Origin of the sequence: Gemmatimonas sp. (assembly GCF_027531815.1) — a bacterium.
Taxonomy (GTDB): domain Bacteria; phylum Gemmatimonadota; class Gemmatimonadetes; order Gemmatimonadales; family Gemmatimonadaceae; genus Gemmatimonas.
Map to the genome: position 1 here is coordinate 31,536 of NZ_JAPZSK010000009.1, position 18,582 is coordinate 50,117.

Genomic DNA, 18,582 nt, shown 5'->3' on the forward strand with positions numbered 1-18,582 from the left:
GTTCCGCGGCCGGGGGTGCGGCTCGGAGCGGCGGCGGCCGAGCCGGGTGCGGATTGGGCGCCGGCAATCCGGCCACTGCGACATCCGGGGCGACGCGAGCCTTCGAAATCACCCGTCCATCGTGAAACCGCGTAGACTCCTGCGGACGATTGCCCGGGGCGTACGCCGCTGGCGGTCGTCCCGAACCCATTCATGACCGCATCCGCGCAGGCACCCGCGAGCACATGACCCGTCACGGCCAGTCGACCGGCAACGTGGGCCGACGCGACTTTCTCCAGCGATTGGCCGTGGCCGCGCCAGTGATGCTGGCCGTCCCCGGGTGTCTTGCTCCAACCCGGCGCACGTGGCCCGGTGGCGACCCCCCCGGCATGGCCGGTGAACTGACCGCCGATCTCGTGATCATTGGCGGCGGCCTGGGCGGCTGTGCCGCCGCGCTGGCCGCCGCGCGGCGTGGGCTCCGGGTGATCATGACCGAGCAGACCGATTGGATCGGCGGACAACTCACCCAGCAGGCGGTGCCGCCCGACGAGAATGCGTGGATCGAAACCATCGGGAGTACCCGCAGTTACCTGACGCTGCGCTCCGGCATGCGCGATTACTATCGCACGCAAACCCCGCTCACCGCGCGGGCCAGGGCGAACGTCCGTCTCAATCCCGGCAACTGCTGGGTGTCGCGCATTGGCTGCGAACCGCGCGTCGCACTGGCCGTGATCGAAGCGATGCTCGCCCCCTACGTGCACAGCGGGCAGCTGCGCATCCTGCGCGAGCACACCGCCGTGGCCGCCGACGTGCACCGTGACCGCGTACAGGCGGTGCGCGTGCGGCATGGTGACACCGCACGCGATGTCGTGCTCCATGCGCCCTACTTCGCCGACGCCACCGAACTCGGCGATCTGCTGCCGCTGACGCGCACGGAGTACGTCACGGGCGCCGAGTCAGTCGCCCAGACCGGCGAGCCGCATGCCAAGCGCGACGCGGAGCCTGACAACGTGCAGGCGTTCACGATGTGCTTCGCCCTCGAGTATCGCCCGGGAGAGCACCACGTGATCGAGCGGCCGAGTGACTATGCACACTGGCGCGACCTGGCGATTCCCGCCGCCGACGGGGTGACGTATCGGCTGCTCAGCTTCGACGAGCCGGCCAACCGGCGCATCGGCTTCGATCCCGAGCGGCGCACCGGCTATTGGTCGTACCGTCGCGTGATCGACCGCGACCTCTTTGCTCCGCAACCGACCGTCGATGCGCGGTACCGGCACGATGTCAGCATCATCAACTGGGGGCTGAACGACTATTCGTTCGGGTCGCTCATCGACGTGGCGCCGGCGACGGCACAGCAGCAGATCACCCGCGCGAAGGAACAGGGCCTTGCGCTGTTTTACTGGCTGCAGACGGAGGCCCCGCGCCCCGATGGCGGTGCCGGCTGGCCGGGGCTGCGACTGCGGCCGGACATCATGGGCACCGACGACGGGTTCGCGAAGTATCCGTACATCCGCGAAAGCCGTCGCGTTGCCGCCGAGTTCACCGTGCGCGAACAGCACGTCACCGCCGCGGCCCGTCCCGACGCCACGCACGCGGCGGCCTTCCCCGACAGTGTGGGGATCGGGCACTACAGCATGGACCTGCACCGCACCACCCGTGGTGACTACGGACGCTACGGCACCACCCTGCCCTTTCAGATTCCGTTGGGCGCACTGCTACCGACGCGCATGGAGAACCTGCTGCCGGCGTGCAAGAACCTTGGCGTCACCCACCTCACCAACGGCTGCTACCGGCTGCATCCAATCGAATGGAACATCGGGGAGAGCGTGGGGAGCCTGGTGGCGTTCTGCCTGGCCCGCCGCTGCCTGCCGCGCGCCGTGCGTCGGCAGGAGCGCCTGCTCCGGGATTTTCAGCGGGAACTCGAACGCGACGGCGTGCCGCAGCACTGGCCGCGCGATCTGCCACGATGATCACCCCCGCGCGCGACTCGACCCGCTCCTCAGCCACCACCGCATCCGCGCGACCCCGGCTCAGAACTTCAGGTTGAGGCCCAGCACCGGCAGCAACCCTGCCTGTTCGGTGAAGGCGAGCCGGTTGGTCTTCGAGTTCCAGTCGAATCCGGCCACGTTGCGGCGGTTGGTCACGTTCTGCACGTCGAGGTACACCGCCAGCGTCCGCCCGCCGAGGGCGACCCGCCGCTCGGCGCGCATATCGACGCGCAGGTAGTCGGCCGACCGGTCTTCGTTGAGCCGCATGGCGTCCAGCACGAGGCGCTGCTGCGCCGTCGAGAGGTCGGTGCGCACGGGCGTCGTCGGCCGGCCCGCGGCCCACGAGGCACGGGTCGAGAGGTCCCAGCGTTGGCGGACGCGCCGGCCGGCGATGACCGTCGCCGAGAACGGCGCGTCATACGCCCCGCGGCGCAGCACGCCGTCGAGCGCCGCCTGCCGCGAGTGTGTGGTGGAGACCGCCGCCTGCCAGTACGTCCCCTGCACCAGCTGGCGCTGCGCGAAGAGCTCGAGGCCGCGCACGCGTCCCACCCCGCGGGCGGTCAGCGGCACCAGCGCGCCGACCACGTCGTAGCTGTCGCCAGCATTCGCGAGAGTGAACTGCGGAAGGTCGGTGGAGACCGGGTAGTCGGCGTAGCGCTTCTCGTAGGCCTCGAGCGTGACGCGCAGCGCGGGGGCGGGCGTCCACGCCAGGCCGACGACTGCGTGGTCGGCACGCATTGGCGGCAGCGCGCGGTTGCGGGGGATCGCGGCGACGTAGACCAACGGCACCTGCTGGTGATAGCGCCCCGCCCCGCCGGTGAGCTCGAGCGTCGGCGCGACGCGGAACGCGGCGGCGATGCGCGGGCCGACGCGAACCGCCTCGGACATCCCGAAGCGGTCGGCCCGCACGCCGGCCGTCACCTGCGCGGGCCCCACCGCCCGGCTCAGCTGCAGGTGCAGGCCGTCAACGTCGCCGCGCGTGGTCGCGTCGCTGGCGAACGGGTTCACGCGCCCCGACGGCGCCAGCGGCAGGAAGCTGCCGAACGGGGCCTCCATGCGCGTCCGGGTCGCCAGCCGCCGCCGCACCGCCCCGGCGTTGAGCTCGCCCAACCCCGGAAGCTGCATGGTCAGGTCATACTTTGCCGTGACCTCCGATTCGCGCGACCGGTTGAACCACGCTCGCGCGCCGCCGAGCCGCGCCTCATTGACTTCCTCGCCGTAGCCCAGCCCGGAGCGACTCACGGTGAATCGGCCGACCCCGCGCCCGCCGAGCGGATGCTGCCAGCCGAGGCCCGCCATGTGGCGGTCACCTCGCACGATCTCCGAACCGGTCGGGTCGAGGTTCTCGAGGTCGGTGGGGAGACTCTCGAAGTCGATGCCGTCCCGGCCGGCAATGGCCGAAAGCCAGACGCGGTGACCGGCGCCAGGCTCCCAGGACGCACGCAACTGACCATTAGTGGTGCGCGGCACGGCCGTGAGTCCGAACGGGCCGGCCAGGAGGCCGAAGTACCCCTCGCGCGCCGAGGCGATGACCGACGCACGACGGCCGATCGGTCCCTCGACGATCAGCCCCAGCCCGGCGAGGCTCATGTCGGCCTGGCTCCGCCAGCGCTCGCGATCGCCGTCCCGCTGCCGGAGGTCGAGCACCGCCGACAGCCGGTTGCCGTACTGCGAGGGGAAGGCGCCCGCATGGAACGTGGCCTGCGCAAGGAGCTCGTTGTGAAACATCCCGATCCCGCCGCCGGACGTCCCCTGGGCGCCGAAGTGGTTGATGCCGGGCACCTCGAAGCCGTCAATCAGGAACAGGTTCTCGCTCGGCGCCCCGCCCCGGGCGATGATGTCGTTGCGCTGGTCGTTGCCGGCGGCCACGCCCGGCAGCGACTGCACGAGGCGACTCACATCGGCCAGCGCGCCCGGGGCGCGCCGCACGAGGTCGGCTGTCAGCGTGATCGTCGTGACCGGGGCATCGGGCGGCGGCGCGAGTGCGGCGGCGTCGCTGCCCACGCGGACCGCCGCGAGGGTCGTCTCGAGTCGTTGCAGCTCGAAGCGCACCTGCGCCGGATACCCCGCGCTCACCGAGACATCGGGCGCGAGCCCGGGCCGGTACCCGACGAGAACGGCCCGCACGCGATGCGTCCCGGCGGGGACGCCGCGGAGCGTGAACCCCCCGTTGGCGTCGCTGCGGGCCTCGAGGTCAAGCTCGGCGATCGTGACCCGGACGTCCGGGATCGGCCGCTGCGAGACGCGGTCGACGACGCGACCGCTCACCGTACCGGTCCGCCTCGACTCGGCAACGGACGGCGGCGGGGTTGGGGCCTGCGCACCGGCCCGGACCGCGGCCGACGGGAGGGCGGTGACGAGGAGCGCGAGCGGGCACGCGCGGACGAGGGATCGCATGGTCGTCTGGGTGGGGGGCGGCGCGCTTGCCCGACCCCGGGGTTGCGCGCCGCCCGACACCGGAAGTATTTGCGAGCAATTACTCGCGTACTACTCGCATTCTCCGGCCATGCGCGGTCGCCGCAACTCTCCCCCCATCCTCCCTCGGAAAGCCCCACGTCAGGACCGCTCGCGCGAGCTGGTCGAGTGGATCCTCGAGGCCGCGACTCGCATTCTCGCAGCCGATGGACTTGCCGGGCTCACCACCAACCGCGTCGCGGCGGTGGCCGGCATCAGCGTGGGGTCGCTGTACCAGTACTTTCCCAACAAGGACGCGCTCGTGGTTGCGCTCATCGAGCGCACCCAGCGCGGCGTGGCCGAGGCGGTCGAGGCGGTCGCGGCGCAGGTGCGCGACGCACCGCTGCCCGCGGCGATCGCGGCGTTCGTGGATCTGGCGCTGCACGCCCAGTACGACCGCAGCACCCTCGCCGTCGCACTGGACCACGAGGAGCAGCGCCTCGCGCTGCGCACCGAGCTCGTGGCGGTGCATGGGCGCATTCGCCGGGCGGTGGCGGACACCATCCGGCCGCGCGTGCTCCGCGCCGCCCTCGGTTACCTCGAGGCGTGCCGGGCGGAGGTGCGATAGTGCCTGCGGTGACGTCGCGTCGCGCGTTCGTGCGATCGTCACTGGCGGCGGCAGCGGGGCTCGCGGCAGGGGCGTCGCCGCTGCCGGCGCTGGGCGAGCTGCTGCAGCCGCCGCCCGACCCGATGACGTTCGACCTGCACCTGCATCCTGGGCAGCTGTTCGCGCGCGGCACGGCAGGGTATCCGGGCGACGAGGCGGTGCTGCGCACGCTGCGCGAGATGCGCGCGGGCGGCGTGGGCGCCGGCTTCGTGAGTCTCGTCGCCGACGCCCCGCTGCTGACGATCGGTCGCGAGGGCGTGTCCGTCACCGGCGCCTTCGCCCCAGGCGAGGCCGACGCCGAGTTCCGGCGTCAACTCGCGGCGGCGCGTGACGTGCTGCCCCGCGCCGAGGCGCGCATCGTCTCGTCCATGGCCGAGTGGCACACGGCGCGGCGTCAGGGCCAGACGGCCGCGTGGCTCGCCTGCGAGGGGAGCGAATTCCTCGACGGCGACCCCGGTCGCGTGGACGTGCTGTGGGAGGCGGGGATCCGCTCGATCCAGCTCGTGCACTACGCCCCGAATGCCGCCGGCGACCTGCAGACGCACGCGCCGCAGCACGGCGGCCTGTCGGCCTTCGGCGCGGCGGTGGTGCGCCGCATGACGGCACGCCGCATGCTGGTGGACGTCGCGCACGCCACGTTCGAGACGGTGCGCGACGTCGCGCGCCTCGAGCCGGGACCGCTGCTCCTGAGCCACTCGCTGCTCCGACGCGACGAGGTGCGCCCGCTGGCCGCGCGGACGATCAGCCCCGCGCACGCGCGGCTGGTGGCAGCAACGGGCGGGGTCGTGGGCGCCTGGCCCAGCGCCACGAACGCGAGCTTCGCGGAGTTCGTCGAGAACACCAAGCGGCTTGCCGACGTGGTCGGCGTGGCGCACGTCGGGCTTGGCACGGACATGGACGCCAACCTGCGCCCGGTGCTGTCGCGCTACGCGCAGGTCCGCGACTGGACGGCCGGCCTGACGGCATCCGGCTTCTCGGCCGCCGAGGTCGCGCAGATGGCCGGCGGAAACATGGCGCGCGTGCTGGCGCAGGTGGTGGGCTAGGGCCGGTGCGCCGCGGCCGGTCAGCGCCGCGCGGCGGCGGGCAGCCAGTTCCGCAACGCCTCGATCTGCCGTGCAAACTCGTCGCGGAGGCAGGCGGCAACGTCGGCGGCGGCACCGCACCGCTCGTCGCGGCGCCGACGCCACGCGTCGTGGAACGCGACGAGCTCGCGACGCGCGTCCTGCGTGGAATGTGCACGCCGGACCTCCTCCGCCTGCCGCCAGGTCCGCAGGTCGAGCTCGCTGAGCACCGGGTCGGCGCACGTCGCCCGTGCGACCGGTGCCGTCTCCGCAGCACAGTCGAACGACGGACCACCTGGCGGGGGGCGGAACCGGCGCTCGGGCGGGAAGGCCGACGCGGGAAGCCGCGTGCGGGTCCCGCGCGGACCGGTGAAGCGCACCACCGACGGCTCGGCCCCGAGTTCGGCGAGCCACACCGCAAGTGCCGCGCGCGCAGGCCCGGGCACGACGCCGGGCACGAAGGTGCGTGAGCCGAGTCGCAGGGTCCGCCCGTCGAGGATCGCCCCGATGCCCCGCCCGTTCGCCGCGTCGAGCCAGAGGAACCCCTTCACGTGGCACGCGCGGGGCATGCAGGCCGACATCGACACATGGCGCCCGTCGGTGACGAGCAGCGGATCCGGCGGGCCGCCGAGGGCGGCGAGCAACTCGGGCCCGAGCGCGCTCGGCACTACGCGCGAGACCGCATCCCTCAGGCGACGGTCGTGCACCACCGCGTTCGTGGAGGCGCCGTCGAAGGCGAGCAGCCAGCGGTCCCGTCCCGCGGGGGCCGACTGCGCGCCGGCCACCGAGGCGCCCGGAGCCCACGTCCACGCCAGCACGAGCAGGGCGACGGTCGCGACGTGATGCATGCGGAAGGGACGATTCGGGAAGGCGATACGGCGAGGGCGCGTCAGAAACGACCCAGCGGTCAGTCCAGCGGACACGGACAACCTACCGCGCCCGCTCGGCGCCAGGCAGGGTCGCTTCCCACGCTGGCGATGCCTGTGGCACAGCGGAGCGAACAGCCAGACGCACGGCGTTGGCTGGACAACGGGGGCCGCAACGAAGTCCTGCACCAGACCCTCGCCCACCGCCGCGTCCGCGCCGCCCGTCTCCCGAATAGCGGGCCGGACGGCATATTCCCCGGTATGACGACGCGCTCCGCCGCCCCGATCACGGGCGCCTTCCGCGGTAGCGATTGCCCGATCGCGCGAGCGGAAGCGCCGGCGCATGTGGACGTCCTCATCGTGGGGGCCGGCCTGTCGGGCATCAGCGCCGCGTGGCATCTGCAGCGCGCGATGCCCGACCAGTCGTATGCCATCGTGGAGGCGCGGGCGGCCATGGGCGGCACCTGGGACCTGTTCCGGTATCCCGGCATCCGCTCCGACTCCGACATGTACACGCTGGGCTATCGCTTCCGGCCGTGGCGCGAGGCCAAGGCGATTGCCGACGGCCCCAGCATCAAGCGCTACATCGAGGAGACGGCCCGCGACGCGGGGATCGACCGGCGCATCCGCTTCCAGCACCGGCTGGTACGCGCCGAGTGGTCGTCGACGTCGGCGCGCTGGACGGTGACGCTGGCTGTGGGGCCTGACGCGCACGAAGAGGTGATGACGTGCGACTTCGTCTTCAACTGCAGCGGCTACTACGACTACCGTGCCGGCTACACGCCCACCTGGGAGGGCATGGAGCGGTATCGTGGGCGCGTCGTGCATCCGCAGCAGTGGCCGGCGGATCTCAACTACGCAGGGAAGCGGGTGCTGGTGATTGGCAGTGGCGCGACGGCGGTGACGCTGGTGCCGGCCATGGCCAGCGGCCCTGGCGCCGCTGCCACGGTGACCATGCTGCAGCGTTCGCCCACGTACATCGCCTCGCTCCCCACCGAGGATTGGCTGGCGAATGTGGTGCGTCGCGTGCTGCCGGCGCGGGTGGCGCACCCGCTCATCCGCTGGAAGAACATCAGCCGCAGCATGTTCTACTTCTGGCTGGCGCGCACCTACCCGGGGGTGTTCAAGCGTGGGCTGCGCACCGAGGCGGTGCGGGAGCTGGGGCCATCGTATCCGGTGGACGAACACTTCTCGCCCCACTACAACCCGTGGGACGAGCGGCTGTGCATCGTGCCCGACGGGAACCTGTTCCACGTGCTGCGCGATGGCCGGGCCAAGATCGTGACCGACACCATCGCGCGCTTCACCGAAACCGGGGTGGAGCTGGCCTCGGGGGCGCGGATCGAGGCCGACGTGATCGTCACCGCCACCGGGCTGCAGATGTCCATCCTCACGGGCGTCGAACTCGTGGTGGATGGCGAGCCGGTGGAGCTGAGCCGGCAGTTCGTGTACAAGGGGCTCATGCTCAGCAGCCTCCCCAATTTTGCGATGGCGGTGGGCTACACGAACGCCTCCTGGACGCTCAAGAGCGATCTCATTGCCCAGTATGTATGCCGGCTGCTGCGCTACATGCGCGCGCAGGGCTATGCGCAGGTGACGCCGCGGGCCGAGCCGGGAATGCCGGCCCGGTCGGTGTTCGACTTCACCTCGGGCTATGTGCGCCGGGCCGAGACGATGCTCCCCAAGCAGGGGCCAGCGCGCCCGTGGCGCATTTACCAGAACTACGTGAAGGACCTGCTGGGGCTCCGGTACGGTTCACTGGCCGATCCGGCGCTCGAATTCCGCCCGAGGGAGATGGCATGAACCCGCTGTGGCTGGGTGTCTTGATGGCCCTGCTGGCGGTGTACGCCGGGCTCGTGTGGTTTGCGTTCAGCACGGCCCGCACGGTGGAGCGGCTGGTACCGCCCCTCGGCCAATTCGTGGAGGTGCAGGGGGTGCGCCTGCACTACGTCGAGCACGGCAACGGGCCGGTGACGGTGCTGTGCATTCACGGGCTGGCCGGCAACGCACGGCATTTCGCGGCGCGGGTGCTGGAGCCGTTGAGTCGCCACTTCCGTGTGGTGGCCCTCGACCGGCCGGGCGCCGGCTATTCGGCGCCGCTCGGTGCCCCCCCCACCCCGCAGGCGCAGGCGGCCCTGGTGGCGGCCTTCATCGACGCGCTGGGTCTCGGGCAGCCGGTCGTGGTGGGGCACTCCCTCGGGGGCGCCGTGGCGCTCGCGCTCGCCAGCGGTCACCCCGAGCGGGTAGGTGCGCTGGCGCTGCTCGCGCCCCTCACGCAGCACCCCAAGTCGGTGCCGCCGGTGTTCGCGGCGCTGGCCATCCGCAGTCCGCTCGTGCGCACGGTGATCGGGTGGACGCTGGCCGTGCCACTGTCCATCGCCCGGCGCGATGCGGTGCTCAGTGTGGTGTTCGGCCCCGAGCCGGTCCCCGACGATTTCGGTCTCGCCGCCGGCGGCCTGCTCGGGATGCGCCCGTCGGCCTTCACCTCGGCGTCCACCGACCTCGCCGCGGCCGACGTGGGGATGAGCACGCTGGTCGAGCGCCACGCCACCGTGCAGGCGCCAGTGGGCATCCTGTACGGCACGCACGACCGGATCCTGCAGCCCGCGATGCATGGCCATGGCCTGCTCACGCAGATCCCGCACGCCACGCTCGAGCTGGTGGAGCGCGCTGGCCACATGCTGCCGCTCACGGTGCCGGAGCGGGTGGTCGCCTTCGTGCACGAGGTGGCGGGGCGCCGCACCGCTGCCGCGTCGGTGTAGGTCACCGCGAGGTCCCGCGCGGCCGCCCCACCAGCGCGGCCGACGGGTCTCCGCCGGCCTTGGCCACCCCACGGTGACCGCCGCGCGCACGAGGCGCACGGTGCCCGAGCGAGACGGCGGGCACGCCCCGCCCGTCACGCGACGATGGCAAGGGTGACGAACGCACCGTATGCTCTTCGGACCGTCGACTCCCCCCGACCGCCGTTCCCATCCCCCACCTCGGATCGCCATGACCCGGACTCGTGCACTCGCCCTCGGCGCCCTCACGCTCGTCTGTGCATCGACGCTCGCGGCCCAGGGGGCCACGCCGCCGACGATCGATCAACTCCAGTCGGTGGTGTCCCCGATCGGTGCCGGCGAACCTGCGGTCTGGTCCGTCGATGGCACTCGCCTCATCTACGTCGGCGGCGATGGCCTCCTCGCGTCGGTGGGGGTGAACGGTGGCGCGCCCATGCGGTACGCGCCGGCGCTGCAGGACGAGCGTCAGATGGAGCGGATGCTGCATGCGCCGTCGCTGGGCGGGGCCTCGCAACTGCGGCGATCGCCTGACGGACGGATGGTGACGTATGTGAAGGGGGTGGCCGGAGGGAACGACATCTTCGGCTTCGACATCGCCGCCGGCACCGAACGGCGCATCACGCGCCTCTCCGGCCATGTGCGATCGTACGCCTTCTCGCCCACGGGCGACCGCATCGCCCTCGCGAATGACCGCAATGGCAGCGAAGACGTGTACGTGGTGGATGTCGCGACCGGCGTGGCCACGCGCCTGACGTCGTCGCCGCTCTACGAGGGTTTCCCCTCGTTCACGCCGGATGGCAACCGCGTGATCTACACGCGCCTCGATTCGCGCTGGGTCGATCACGAGGTCTTCTCCATCCCTGCCGAGGGCGGGGTGGCGCGCCTCGTGCTCACCGACCGGGACTATTTCGACTATCGCCAGGGGGCAGCGTTCGGCGTGGCGCGCGTCTCACCCGACGGGAAGACGATGCTGTTCCGTTCACAGCGGAGCGGGTGGGCCAACTATTGGCTGGCGCCACTGGCCGGAGGGCCGCCGCGCCCGCTGGCGGCAGAGCAGGCCGACCAGAGCGAGGCGCGCTGGTCGCCCGACGGAAGCCAGGTGCTCTTTCTCTCGATCACGAACGGGACGCAGTCACTGAAGGTGGCACCGGCCGCCGGGGGGGCGGCCCGTACCGTGGTGGCTCCGCCAGTGGGGATGGTGTCACGGGCCGAGTGGTCGCCGAACGGTCAGATGATCTCCTACGCCTTCGGCACCCCGACGCGGGCGCCCGATCTGTTCGTCGTGCCCGCCAGCGGTGGGGTGCCGCGCCGGCTCACTGACGCCGACCCCGGAGGCACCATCGCCTCGCAGCTCATCGAGCCGGAGAAAGTCGCCTGGACCAACGAGGGATTCACGATCAACGCCTACCTCTACAAGCCGAGGGGGCTGCGCGCCGGTGACAAGGCGCCGGTGATCATGTTGCTGCATGGCGGCCCCACCTCGCAGTTCTCGGACAACTACCAGTTGCAGCCGCAGTTCTTCGCCAGCCGCGGCTATGTCGTGATCGCGCCCAACGTGCGTGGCAGCTCGGGCTACGGCAAGCGGTTCGAGGACGCCAACAACCGCGACTGGGGCCATGGTGACCTGCGCGACGTGCTCGCGGGCGTGACGTGGGCCAAGCAGCAGGCGTACGTGAATCCGGAGAAGATCGGGATCACGGGGATCAGCTACGGCGGGATGCTCACGATGTACGCCACCTCGTTCGCTCCCGGCGTGTTTCAGGCCGCGATCTCGGGCTCGGGCTACGGCGACGTGACCGACTTCCACACGGTGGTGCCGGTACTGCAGCACAGCCAGTTGCTCCACTACGAGCTTGGGCGCTGGCCCTCCACGCGGGCCGTGGATTCGATCTATCGGCGCAGCTCGGCGATCCACAGGGCGAAGGACGCCACCGCCCCCACGATGCTCATTCATGGCTACGGCCTCGACGTGCTCGACACCGAGTACGCGGCGTGGAAGTACGCGCGTGAGCTGGCCAAGCACTCGAAGGTGGTGGAGTACCGGAAGTACCCCAACGAGACCTACTACGTGTACGGCCGCGAGAACACGAAGGCCATGCTGGAGGAGATGCTCGACTTCTTCGATCGCTACCTGAAGGACGGCTCGGTGGACCGCAGCGCGCGGTAGCGACCCGTACCGGAGCCTCCGGGCGATCCCTCCGTTGCGAACGATCGATCGCGGGCCGGCCGCCGGTCGTGCGCGCTCACCAGCCCCGTCGGCAGTGGCGCGCCGACACATGGCACGACCGGCTAGCCCGGATTTCTCACCACGCTATTGCACGACGGCCGCTCCGCGTGGCATAAGGTGTTTGTCGAGCACAACCTATGCGCGCACCAGAAGACGGCCATTGTGTCTGCAGGGTGTATTCCCGAATCGTTGCCGGCTCAAGCCGCCGCGCGGCGCGAGGTGGTGGCCCGCTTCGATGGGGGGACGCTGACGTCGGATGGCGGCGCCCTGTTGCTGCGCGAGGTGGAGCGAGTCACGGGCATCGTCCGAGCCGACCCGCTCCTCGCGGTGGTGGCGGGCCGCGCGGATCCCGTCGGGCAGCAGCGCCGCCGCGCGTGCGACTCCGGGGCGCGGGCATCGACGCGAGCGCGGGCGCGACCGACGAGCTTGCGCGCATCATCCCCCAGCTCCGCGCGGCGTGGTCCGAGGTCCGCCTGACGGTGCGCGCCGACTCGGGCTCCTGTCGCGACGAGCTCCTCACCTGGTGCGAAGCGCAGGGCGTGGACTATGTGATCGGGCTTCCACGCAACAGCCGCGTGGTCGCGGCGGTCGACGACGCACCGCGCGAGGGCGCGGGGGCGGGGGCGGGGGCGCCCGCGCGCGCCTTTCGCGACCTGACGTATCGCACACACCGCGGTTGGTGCCGCGCGCGCCGCGTCGTCGCCAAGGCCGAAGCGCTGCCCGGCCTCGACGGCCCCAAGGTGAATCCGCGCGTCGTGGTCACCACGCTCCCGGCCGACGTGCTCGACGCGCAGCCGCTCTATGAGATGCGGTATTGCGCGCGCGGCGACGTGGAGAATCGGATCAAGGAACAGCAGCTGATCCTCTTCGCCGACCGCACGAGCGCGGCGACGCTGCGGGCGAATCAGCGGCAGCTCACCTTTTCGTCCATCGCCTACACCCTGCTCGCGGCCCTGCGCCGCCGTGGCCCGCGAGCCCCCCGCCGCGGCCCGGTCCGCCGCGACCCCGACAACAATCAGGCCCGCAATGCCGCCGACCGCGACGCCCCACCCACCAACACGTCGCATCGCCCCCACTGCCGCCGAGAAATCAACGCTGGTGAGAAATGCAGGCTAGCTTTCCACGGACACCATCCCGGAGGCGGCATGTCCATGGCATTCCTGCGCGACGACGCCGAAGGCGAGAAGCCGCGCCGCAACTACGGCCTCCCCGACAGGACCGACCCCGACTACGACCGCATTGCCGCCCGCGCGCTCCTCGAGGCGGCGCGCGTGGGGGAAACGGAATTGGCCGAACGCGCCACCGGATACTACTGGGGCGAGCCCGGCCTCAAGCCGTATGTCGAGGTCATCGTGCGTGAGGCCGAAGTGGCCGGGGATGACCGGTTGGAGCAGGTGGGGCGGCGGTTTTTGCGCTGAGACTGGAGCGGCGTGAGACGCGGGAGTGTCGAGTGCCTGGCTCCGAGTCCTTGGTTCCAAGTTCTGGTTTTCAGTTTTCAGCTGCGATCACGCGTGAATGTACTTCTCGAAGACCGCACTGAAATCCTTGCGCAGATGACGCTGCAGCACGGCGTCGTTGAGCTCGTCCAGCAGTGAGCGGTAGTGCGCCGACACGGCGGCGGGGTCCGACGCCGAGTTGAGCTTGAGCATGCTGCCCAGCACCGACGCGGCCGACATGGCGTTCGACCGACCCTGCTCGTCGTGCCGCTGCAGCTTCCCGATGGTGTGCAGCGCCTTGTAGATGTCCTTCAGCTGCTCGATGTGGTCCTTGCGCACATCGATGCTGAACACATGGTCGCCGATCGTGAACTTGAGCTCGATGTCGAGGTCGATCGTGCCCGCCGTCTCGATCGTGACGTTTGCAATGGGGTACTGCGCGTAGTCGTAGCGCTTGATCACGCGCTTGCTGGAGATGGCCGACTCGCCGTCCACGTGAATGAGCGCGACGTTCGTGAAGCAGTACTCGTCCTTCTTGCTCTTGATGAGGAAGAAGATGCGCTCCTGATCCTCGTGAAAGAGGTAGTCGTCGGCGTCGACCTTGTCGTAGTCCTTCGCCGACACGATGATGCCGATATCGCTCAGCCCCAGCGCTTCGGCGGCGAATTTCTTGAACATGCTGTCTCCCCAGGTGAAATGCGAAGGAACCGTGGATGCCGTACAGTATGCGCGGCTCTCTCCGCATGGCAGCCGGTGGGGGGACCCGCTTGTCACTTTTTCGCCCCATCCGTACCCTTCTTTCGGACCCGCCTCCCTCCCGCGGGCCGTGCTCACCCTCCGGCGACTTCCCGTGACCCGATATGCTGCCATCACCGGCTGGGGCGAAGGCCTCCCCCCCGCGGTGCTCACCAACGACGACCTCTCGACCTTCCTCGAGACCTCCGACGAGTGGATCACCCAGCGCACCGGCATGAAGGAACGGCGCATTTCCCACGTGTCGGCCATCGAGATGGCCACCCTCGCCAGCCGGCGGGCTCTGGCTTGCGCCGGCCTCGACGCGGGGGCCCTCGAACTTATCGTTTACGGCAGCTGCTCCCCCGATGAGCAGGTCCCCAACTGCGCCTCCGGGGTCCAGTTGGCGCTTGGCGCCACCCGCGCCGCCGCCATGGACGTGAACACCGCCTGCACCAGCTTCCTGTACGGACTGTCCAGCGCCACCGCCATGATCCAAAGCGGCATGGTGCAGAACGCGCTGGTGATTGGCGTGGAGTACATCAGCCCCTTCATGGACTGGAGCAACCGCAACGTGGCCGTGCTCTTCGGCGACGGCGCGGCAGCGGTGGTGCTGCAGGCCAGCGACACGCCGGGGGGCGTGATCGGCACGGTGCTGGGGTGCGACGCCGAGGCGCGGCAGACGCTACGCGTGCGCGGCATGGGGTGCTCGTATGTGCAGGGGGACCTGCATTACGGCGACACGCTCTGGGATTTCGACGGGCAGGCCATCTTCAAGCGCGCCGTGCACGGCATGAGCGACGCCTGCGGCCGCGTCATGCAGGCCGCCGGGGTCACCGCCGACGACATCGATCTGGTGGTGCCGCACCAGGCCAACCTCCGCATCATCGAGGCAGTGGCCAAGTACGCCGGGGTGCCCATGGAGCGGGTCATGCTCACCGTGCAGCGCTACGGCAACATGAGCGCGGCCACGGTACCGGTGAGTCTGGTGGACGCCCTCAAGGAAGGGCGGGTGAAGCCGGGCAGCCTCATTCTCATGCCGGGCTTCGGCGGCGGCCTCACCTTCGGCGCGCTGCTCGTGCGCTGGGGGAACCGCGTGACCCCGCTGGGGGAAAGCGACGCCCAGCACCCGCCCGCGGCACACACGGCGCTCGAGATGGTCAACGCCATTCGCGCCCGCCAGGACCCCCACGGCCGCTCGTACGACGCCCTCACCAACACCCGCTTCATCGAAACGCCGCTGGGGGGCCGCCCCTCCGCCTGAGCCACGCCGGAGGGGCCGGAACGGCGCGCTTCCTGGCGCCGTTAGCTTGGCGCCATGCGTGTCGCCTTCAATCCCGACGATCGGGTCGTCCTCCGCCGCATCCCCCTCGCCACCCTCGTGGCGGCGGTGGGGAGCACGGCGTGCAATATGGGCGTGTACTACGCCGCCCTGCGCTACGGTCGCCTGACCATCGGCCTCACCGAGACCATCATCGCCAGCGTCATCGGTGCCCTGCTGGCGGGCATCGTGTACTGGCTGCTGGCCCGGTTCACCCAGCACGCCGTGCGCTGGTTTGCGGTCATCACCTCCATCGCCATCGGCGTGTACGGCCTTGGCCCCGTCATGGCCGCCTACGAGCCCTACATGGAAGGGGCCGAGCTGTTCACGCTCACGACCATCGTCGCCACCGAGATCATGCACATCGTGAGCGGCGCCTGGGTACTGTGGGCACTGCTGCGGCTGGCGAGAGAGTCGCGATAAAGGGAGGCGCGGAGGAGGGGAGGCCCAGGGACTGCGGTCCCAGCGTCTCCCCTTCTCCGCGCCTCGTTACCTCACGGCCACGGCAGCACGATCACCGGGAAGCGCGGACGACGCGTGGGTTGGTCGTCGCCATCGAAGAAACGCTCGAGGTCCACTCGCGCCGTCTCGATGTGCGCGCGCTGCATGTCGTCGGTCACGATCGCGCGGGCCAGCCGCGTCTCCAGCTTGCGCAGCTCGTGCATCGCCGCGGCGCGGACGTCGGGCAGGGCGCGACCATCCCCCGCGAGATCCAGCAGCATGTCGAGTGCCGCCCGCTGCGAGGCGCGCAGCATGGCACGTTCGGCCGGGTTCGCGGGCAACGCGGCGCCCCAGGTGCGCCGCACGATGGCGTCAGTCACCTCGGAGAGGGTGAGCGCCTTGGCGTCGCTGGCCGCCGTGTGCACCAGGCGCGCCGCCCGCTCGCGATCGAGGATGTAACCGATCACCTCGGTGGCCAGCCCGCCGCCCAGCGTGATGGCATCGAACATTGTCTCGCCGCTCCCCTCGATCCACGTCTGGTCGGTGTTGAACCCCGGCGGTGGCGGCGGAATGAGGCGCTGCACCTTCTCCGGCACCGTCAGCTCCTTGGGCGCGATGGCATCGAGCAGCAGCTCCAGCGCCTTCCGCTGGTCAGCCACCGGCACGATGCGGGTGGGCGTCTGCCCGTCACCGCGCAGCGCGAAGGCGAAGTCCATACCACCGATGTACTTCGACAGCGCCTCCAGTGAGTACCGGTGATGCAGATACACGTGCGCAAAGCGCATGTTGAGCAGCGCCATGGGCTCGCCCGGCTTGATGGCGCGCTCGTCGAAGCTGTTCATGAGCACGCGGCGCACCGCCGCCGAGCGCTGCACCGCTTCGAAGGGCGTCGCGCCCTCCTCCCAGCGCGTCACCAGCGGGTTGGAGCCGCTGGCGTTGGCGTACGTGTCGTTGATGAAGCGCACGTTCTTCGCGATGCCGTCGGCCATGATCGCCGCCAGTCCGCTGCGTTCCGCCGCCGGCGTGGGGAACCACGTGTACCCCAGCCGAATGGCGAGCGTATCCCACGCGCCCGGCCCGTCGCGATAGGCGTTACGCAGGTCGGGGCGGCCGCTCGCGTCGAGGGTGATGAGCGGGAACGGATAGTCCATCACGCTCGAGCGGTTCTGCGCCGAGGCGATGTAGTTGTGCTGCAGCCCCAGCGTGTGGCCGATCTCGTGGGCTGTGTGCTGACGGCGCCGCGCCATGGCGAACGACTCGGCGTCCACATTGGGGCCGCTGGTGCCCGACGCCGGCACGGTGCCCGCCCAGATGTTGTAGTCGATGAGTGAACGCCAGGCATCCATGCGCACGACGGCGCGCACGATCTCCCCGGTGCGCGGATCGCTGTAGCTGGGTCCCACGCTCGGGCCGGGCCCTGAGCGGTGCACCCACATGAGCATGTTGTAGCGCGCGTCCATGGGGTCGGCGCCGGCGGGCAGGTCGAGCACGCGGAAGGCGTTCTTGAAGCCCGCCGCCTCGTATACCTTGGCCCACCAGTTGCCCCCCTCGCGGAAGGCCTCGCGATACGGCGCCGGAGTGCCGGGGTCGAGGTAGTAGGTGATGGGGGTGACCGGCTCCACCAGCTCGCCGCGCGCGTAGGCGGCCGGGTCCTTGGGCACCAGACGCCAGCGGTTGATGAAGCCGCCGCGGTAGTCGCCGTCGAAGCCCTTGGAGAGGTCGAAGAACGACGTCCCGCCGTAGCCGAAGCGCGGGTCGTAGTTGCGCGGGCGGAACCCCGCGGTGTCGGGGAGCACGATGAGCGAGTGGTGCTGCTCGAAGGTCATGGCCCGCGCGTCCGGGGCCAGCCCGCCGCGCCCACGGGCGGCCTGGTCGGTGACGAAGGTGAGCACCGCGTGCACCTCGGCGTTACGCGGGAAGGCGCGCGTACGCTCGGGGTCGAGGTAGCTGCGCGCCACGTCCAGCCGGTAGCTCCCCACCCCGGGCGCCGACGCCGCCGTGCCGCCGGCACTGCCGCCGGCGCGTAACCCGTCGGCCACCCCGTAGGCATCGGCCAGGAACACCGACGTCGCATCGACGAGCAACAGGCCGGCGGTATCCCGCTCGATGGGCATGGAGGCCACGATGGAGCGGGGGAACGCCTCGGTGGCTGCGCGCTGGTTGGCAGGGTCGCCGTTGGGCGCGCGCACCGTCCAGTTGTCGCGCACCATGAGCACCCGGCTGCCGCGGCGCTCGAGGCGCACGATGCCACTGGGGCCGGTCTGGCCACGATCGAGCGCCCCATTGCCGAGCCCGGTGGCGAGCGTCACGGTGTGCAGGAAGTCCCTGTTGAGCTGCCCGGCCGGAATCTCCAGCAGCGCCCGGTTACGCGCCTCGTCCACGCGTACCCGAAGGAACGGGGCCTCCCCCTGCGCTGGCAGGACGAATGGCGACAGGGCCTGGAGGGCTGCGGCAACGGCCACGAAGCGGCGGAGCGGCCGGAACGGAGTAGCGCTGGGCATGCGGCGAGGGGAAGGCAGGTGAATGGGCACGCGGGCCGACGTGAACGGAACGTAGGGCCAACCCGCAGTGTTGGGCGCACGGCTTGCAGCGTTGCGAAGCTAGCCTGTAGTTGGTGGGGTCGCGACCATGCGTTGGGTCGACGCCGGCGGCAATGAGGTCCGAGTCCTGCGCCCTGCGGGTGCGCCTCC

Annotated in this window: 13 protein-coding genes; 9 read left to right on the forward strand and 4 right to left on the reverse strand. The window is 70.7% G+C overall.

Annotated features, from left to right (window positions below; all coding sequences use genetic code 11):
- Positions 1-224: 224 nt before the first annotated feature.
- Positions 225-1,949 (forward strand): FAD-dependent oxidoreductase, encoded by a 1,725-nt coding sequence (locus tag O9271_RS11965; RefSeq protein ID WP_298269905.1) that lies wholly within the window; start codon positions 225-227, stop codon positions 1,947-1,949.
- Positions 1,950-2,009: 60 nt separating this feature from the next.
- Here the strand turns inward: O9271_RS11965 and O9271_RS11970 are convergent, their stop codons facing one another.
- A complete protein-coding gene (locus O9271_RS11970; protein WP_298269907.1) occupies positions 2,010-4,364 on the reverse strand; it encodes a TonB-dependent receptor in 2,355 nt (784 codons plus the stop codon).
- Between the two features lie 109 nt (positions 4,365-4,473).
- Between O9271_RS11970 and O9271_RS11975 the strand changes: the two genes are divergently transcribed.
- Entirely contained in the window at positions 4,474-4,989 is a 516-nt protein-coding gene (locus O9271_RS11975; protein WP_298269910.1) for a TetR/AcrR family transcriptional regulator, read from the forward strand.
- Entirely contained in the window at positions 4,989-6,071 is a 1,083-nt protein-coding gene (locus tag O9271_RS11980) for a membrane dipeptidase (RefSeq protein WP_298269912.1), read from the forward strand. The genes O9271_RS11975 and O9271_RS11980 overlap by 1 nt, the downstream gene beginning before the upstream one ends.
- A 20-nt stretch (positions 6,072-6,091) precedes the next feature.
- Here the strand turns inward: O9271_RS11980 and O9271_RS11985 are convergent, their stop codons facing one another.
- The gene (locus tag O9271_RS11985) at positions 6,092-6,937 is read right to left on the reverse strand and encodes a hypothetical protein (RefSeq protein ID WP_298269915.1); all 846 of its coding nucleotides are present in this window, start codon (positions 6,935-6,937) and stop codon (positions 6,092-6,094) included.
- A gap of 279 nt (positions 6,938-7,216) precedes the next feature.
- Between O9271_RS11985 and O9271_RS11990 the strand changes: the two genes are divergently transcribed.
- The 4 genes from O9271_RS11990 (at position 7,217) to O9271_RS12005 (ending at position 13,380) form a co-directional block, all read left to right on the forward strand.
- On the forward strand, positions 7,217-8,758 hold the full coding sequence (locus O9271_RS11990) for an NAD(P)/FAD-dependent oxidoreductase (protein WP_298269920.1): 1,542 nt from the start codon (positions 7,217-7,219) through the stop codon (positions 8,756-8,758).
- The gene (locus O9271_RS11995) at positions 8,755-9,717 is read left to right on the forward strand and encodes an alpha/beta fold hydrolase (RefSeq protein WP_298269925.1); all 963 of its coding nucleotides are present in this window, start codon (positions 8,755-8,757) and stop codon (positions 9,715-9,717) included. Before O9271_RS11990 ends, O9271_RS11995 begins: the two co-directional genes overlap by 4 nt.
- A 229-nt stretch (positions 9,718-9,946) precedes the next feature.
- Positions 9,947-11,902 carry an alpha/beta fold hydrolase gene (locus tag O9271_RS12000; protein WP_298269927.1) on the forward strand — a complete coding sequence of 652 codons (1,956 nt, stop codon included), beginning with the start codon at positions 9,947-9,949 and terminating at the stop codon, positions 11,900-11,902.
- 434 nt (positions 11,903-12,336) lie between these two features.
- A complete protein-coding gene (locus tag O9271_RS12005) occupies positions 12,337-13,380 on the forward strand; it encodes a transposase (RefSeq protein WP_298269930.1) in 1,044 nt (347 codons plus the stop codon).
- A gap of 87 nt (positions 13,381-13,467) precedes the next feature.
- Here O9271_RS12005 and O9271_RS12010 read toward each other — a convergent pair whose 3' ends face one another.
- Positions 13,468-14,076: a PH domain-containing protein gene (locus O9271_RS12010; protein ID WP_298269932.1), complete on the reverse strand. Its 609-nt coding sequence runs from the start codon at positions 14,074-14,076 to the stop codon at positions 13,468-13,470.
- Between the two features lie 172 nt (positions 14,077-14,248).
- Between O9271_RS12010 and O9271_RS12015 the strand changes: the two genes are divergently transcribed.
- Both O9271_RS12015 and O9271_RS12020 read left to right on the forward strand, forming a co-directional pair.
- Complete coding sequence (locus O9271_RS12015) at positions 14,249-15,394, forward strand: ketoacyl-ACP synthase III (RefSeq protein ID WP_298269934.1); 1,146 nt, start codon at positions 14,249-14,251, stop codon at positions 15,392-15,394.
- 54 nt (positions 15,395-15,448) lie between these two features.
- On the forward strand, positions 15,449-15,874 hold the full coding sequence (locus tag O9271_RS12020; protein ID WP_298269936.1) for a hypothetical protein: 426 nt from the start codon (positions 15,449-15,451) through the stop codon (positions 15,872-15,874).
- Positions 15,875-15,945: 71 nt separating this feature from the next.
- Here the strand turns inward: O9271_RS12020 and O9271_RS12025 are convergent, their stop codons facing one another.
- A complete protein-coding gene (locus O9271_RS12025; protein ID WP_298269939.1) occupies positions 15,946-18,393 on the reverse strand; it encodes a zinc-dependent metalloprotease in 2,448 nt (815 codons plus the stop codon).
- Positions 18,394-18,582 lie beyond the last annotated feature (189 nt).

What these genes read in the sequence shown, in the direction of transcription:
- O9271_RS11965 (WP_298269905.1), top strand. Translation starts at nt 225, where the DNA reads ATGACCCGTCACGGCCAGTCGACCGGCAACGTGGGCCGACGCGACTTT.
- O9271_RS11970 (WP_298269907.1), bottom strand. Translation starts at nt 4,364, where the DNA reads ATGCGATCCCTCGTCCGCGCGTGCCCGCTCGCGCTCCTCGTCACCGCC.
- O9271_RS11975 (WP_298269910.1), top strand. Translation starts at nt 4,474, where the DNA reads ATGCGCGGTCGCCGCAACTCTCCCCCCATCCTCCCTCGGAAAGCCCCA.
- O9271_RS11985 (WP_298269915.1), bottom strand. Translation starts at nt 6,937, where the DNA reads ATGCATCACGTCGCGACCGTCGCCCTGCTCGTGCTGGCGTGGACGTGG.
- O9271_RS11990 (WP_298269920.1), top strand. Translation starts at nt 7,217, where the DNA reads ATGACGACGCGCTCCGCCGCCCCGATCACGGGCGCCTTCCGCGGTAGC.
- O9271_RS11995 (WP_298269925.1), top strand. Translation starts at nt 8,755, where the DNA reads ATGAACCCGCTGTGGCTGGGTGTCTTGATGGCCCTGCTGGCGGTGTAC.
- O9271_RS12000 (WP_298269927.1), top strand. Translation starts at nt 9,947, where the DNA reads ATGACCCGGACTCGTGCACTCGCCCTCGGCGCCCTCACGCTCGTCTGT.
- O9271_RS12010 (WP_298269932.1), bottom strand. Translation starts at nt 14,076, where the DNA reads ATGTTCAAGAAATTCGCCGCCGAAGCGCTGGGGCTGAGCGATATCGGC.
- O9271_RS12020 (WP_298269936.1), top strand. Translation starts at nt 15,449, where the DNA reads ATGCGTGTCGCCTTCAATCCCGACGATCGGGTCGTCCTCCGCCGCATC.
- O9271_RS12025 (WP_298269939.1), bottom strand. Translation starts at nt 18,393, where the DNA reads ATGCCCAGCGCTACTCCGTTCCGGCCGCTCCGCCGCTTCGTGGCCGTT.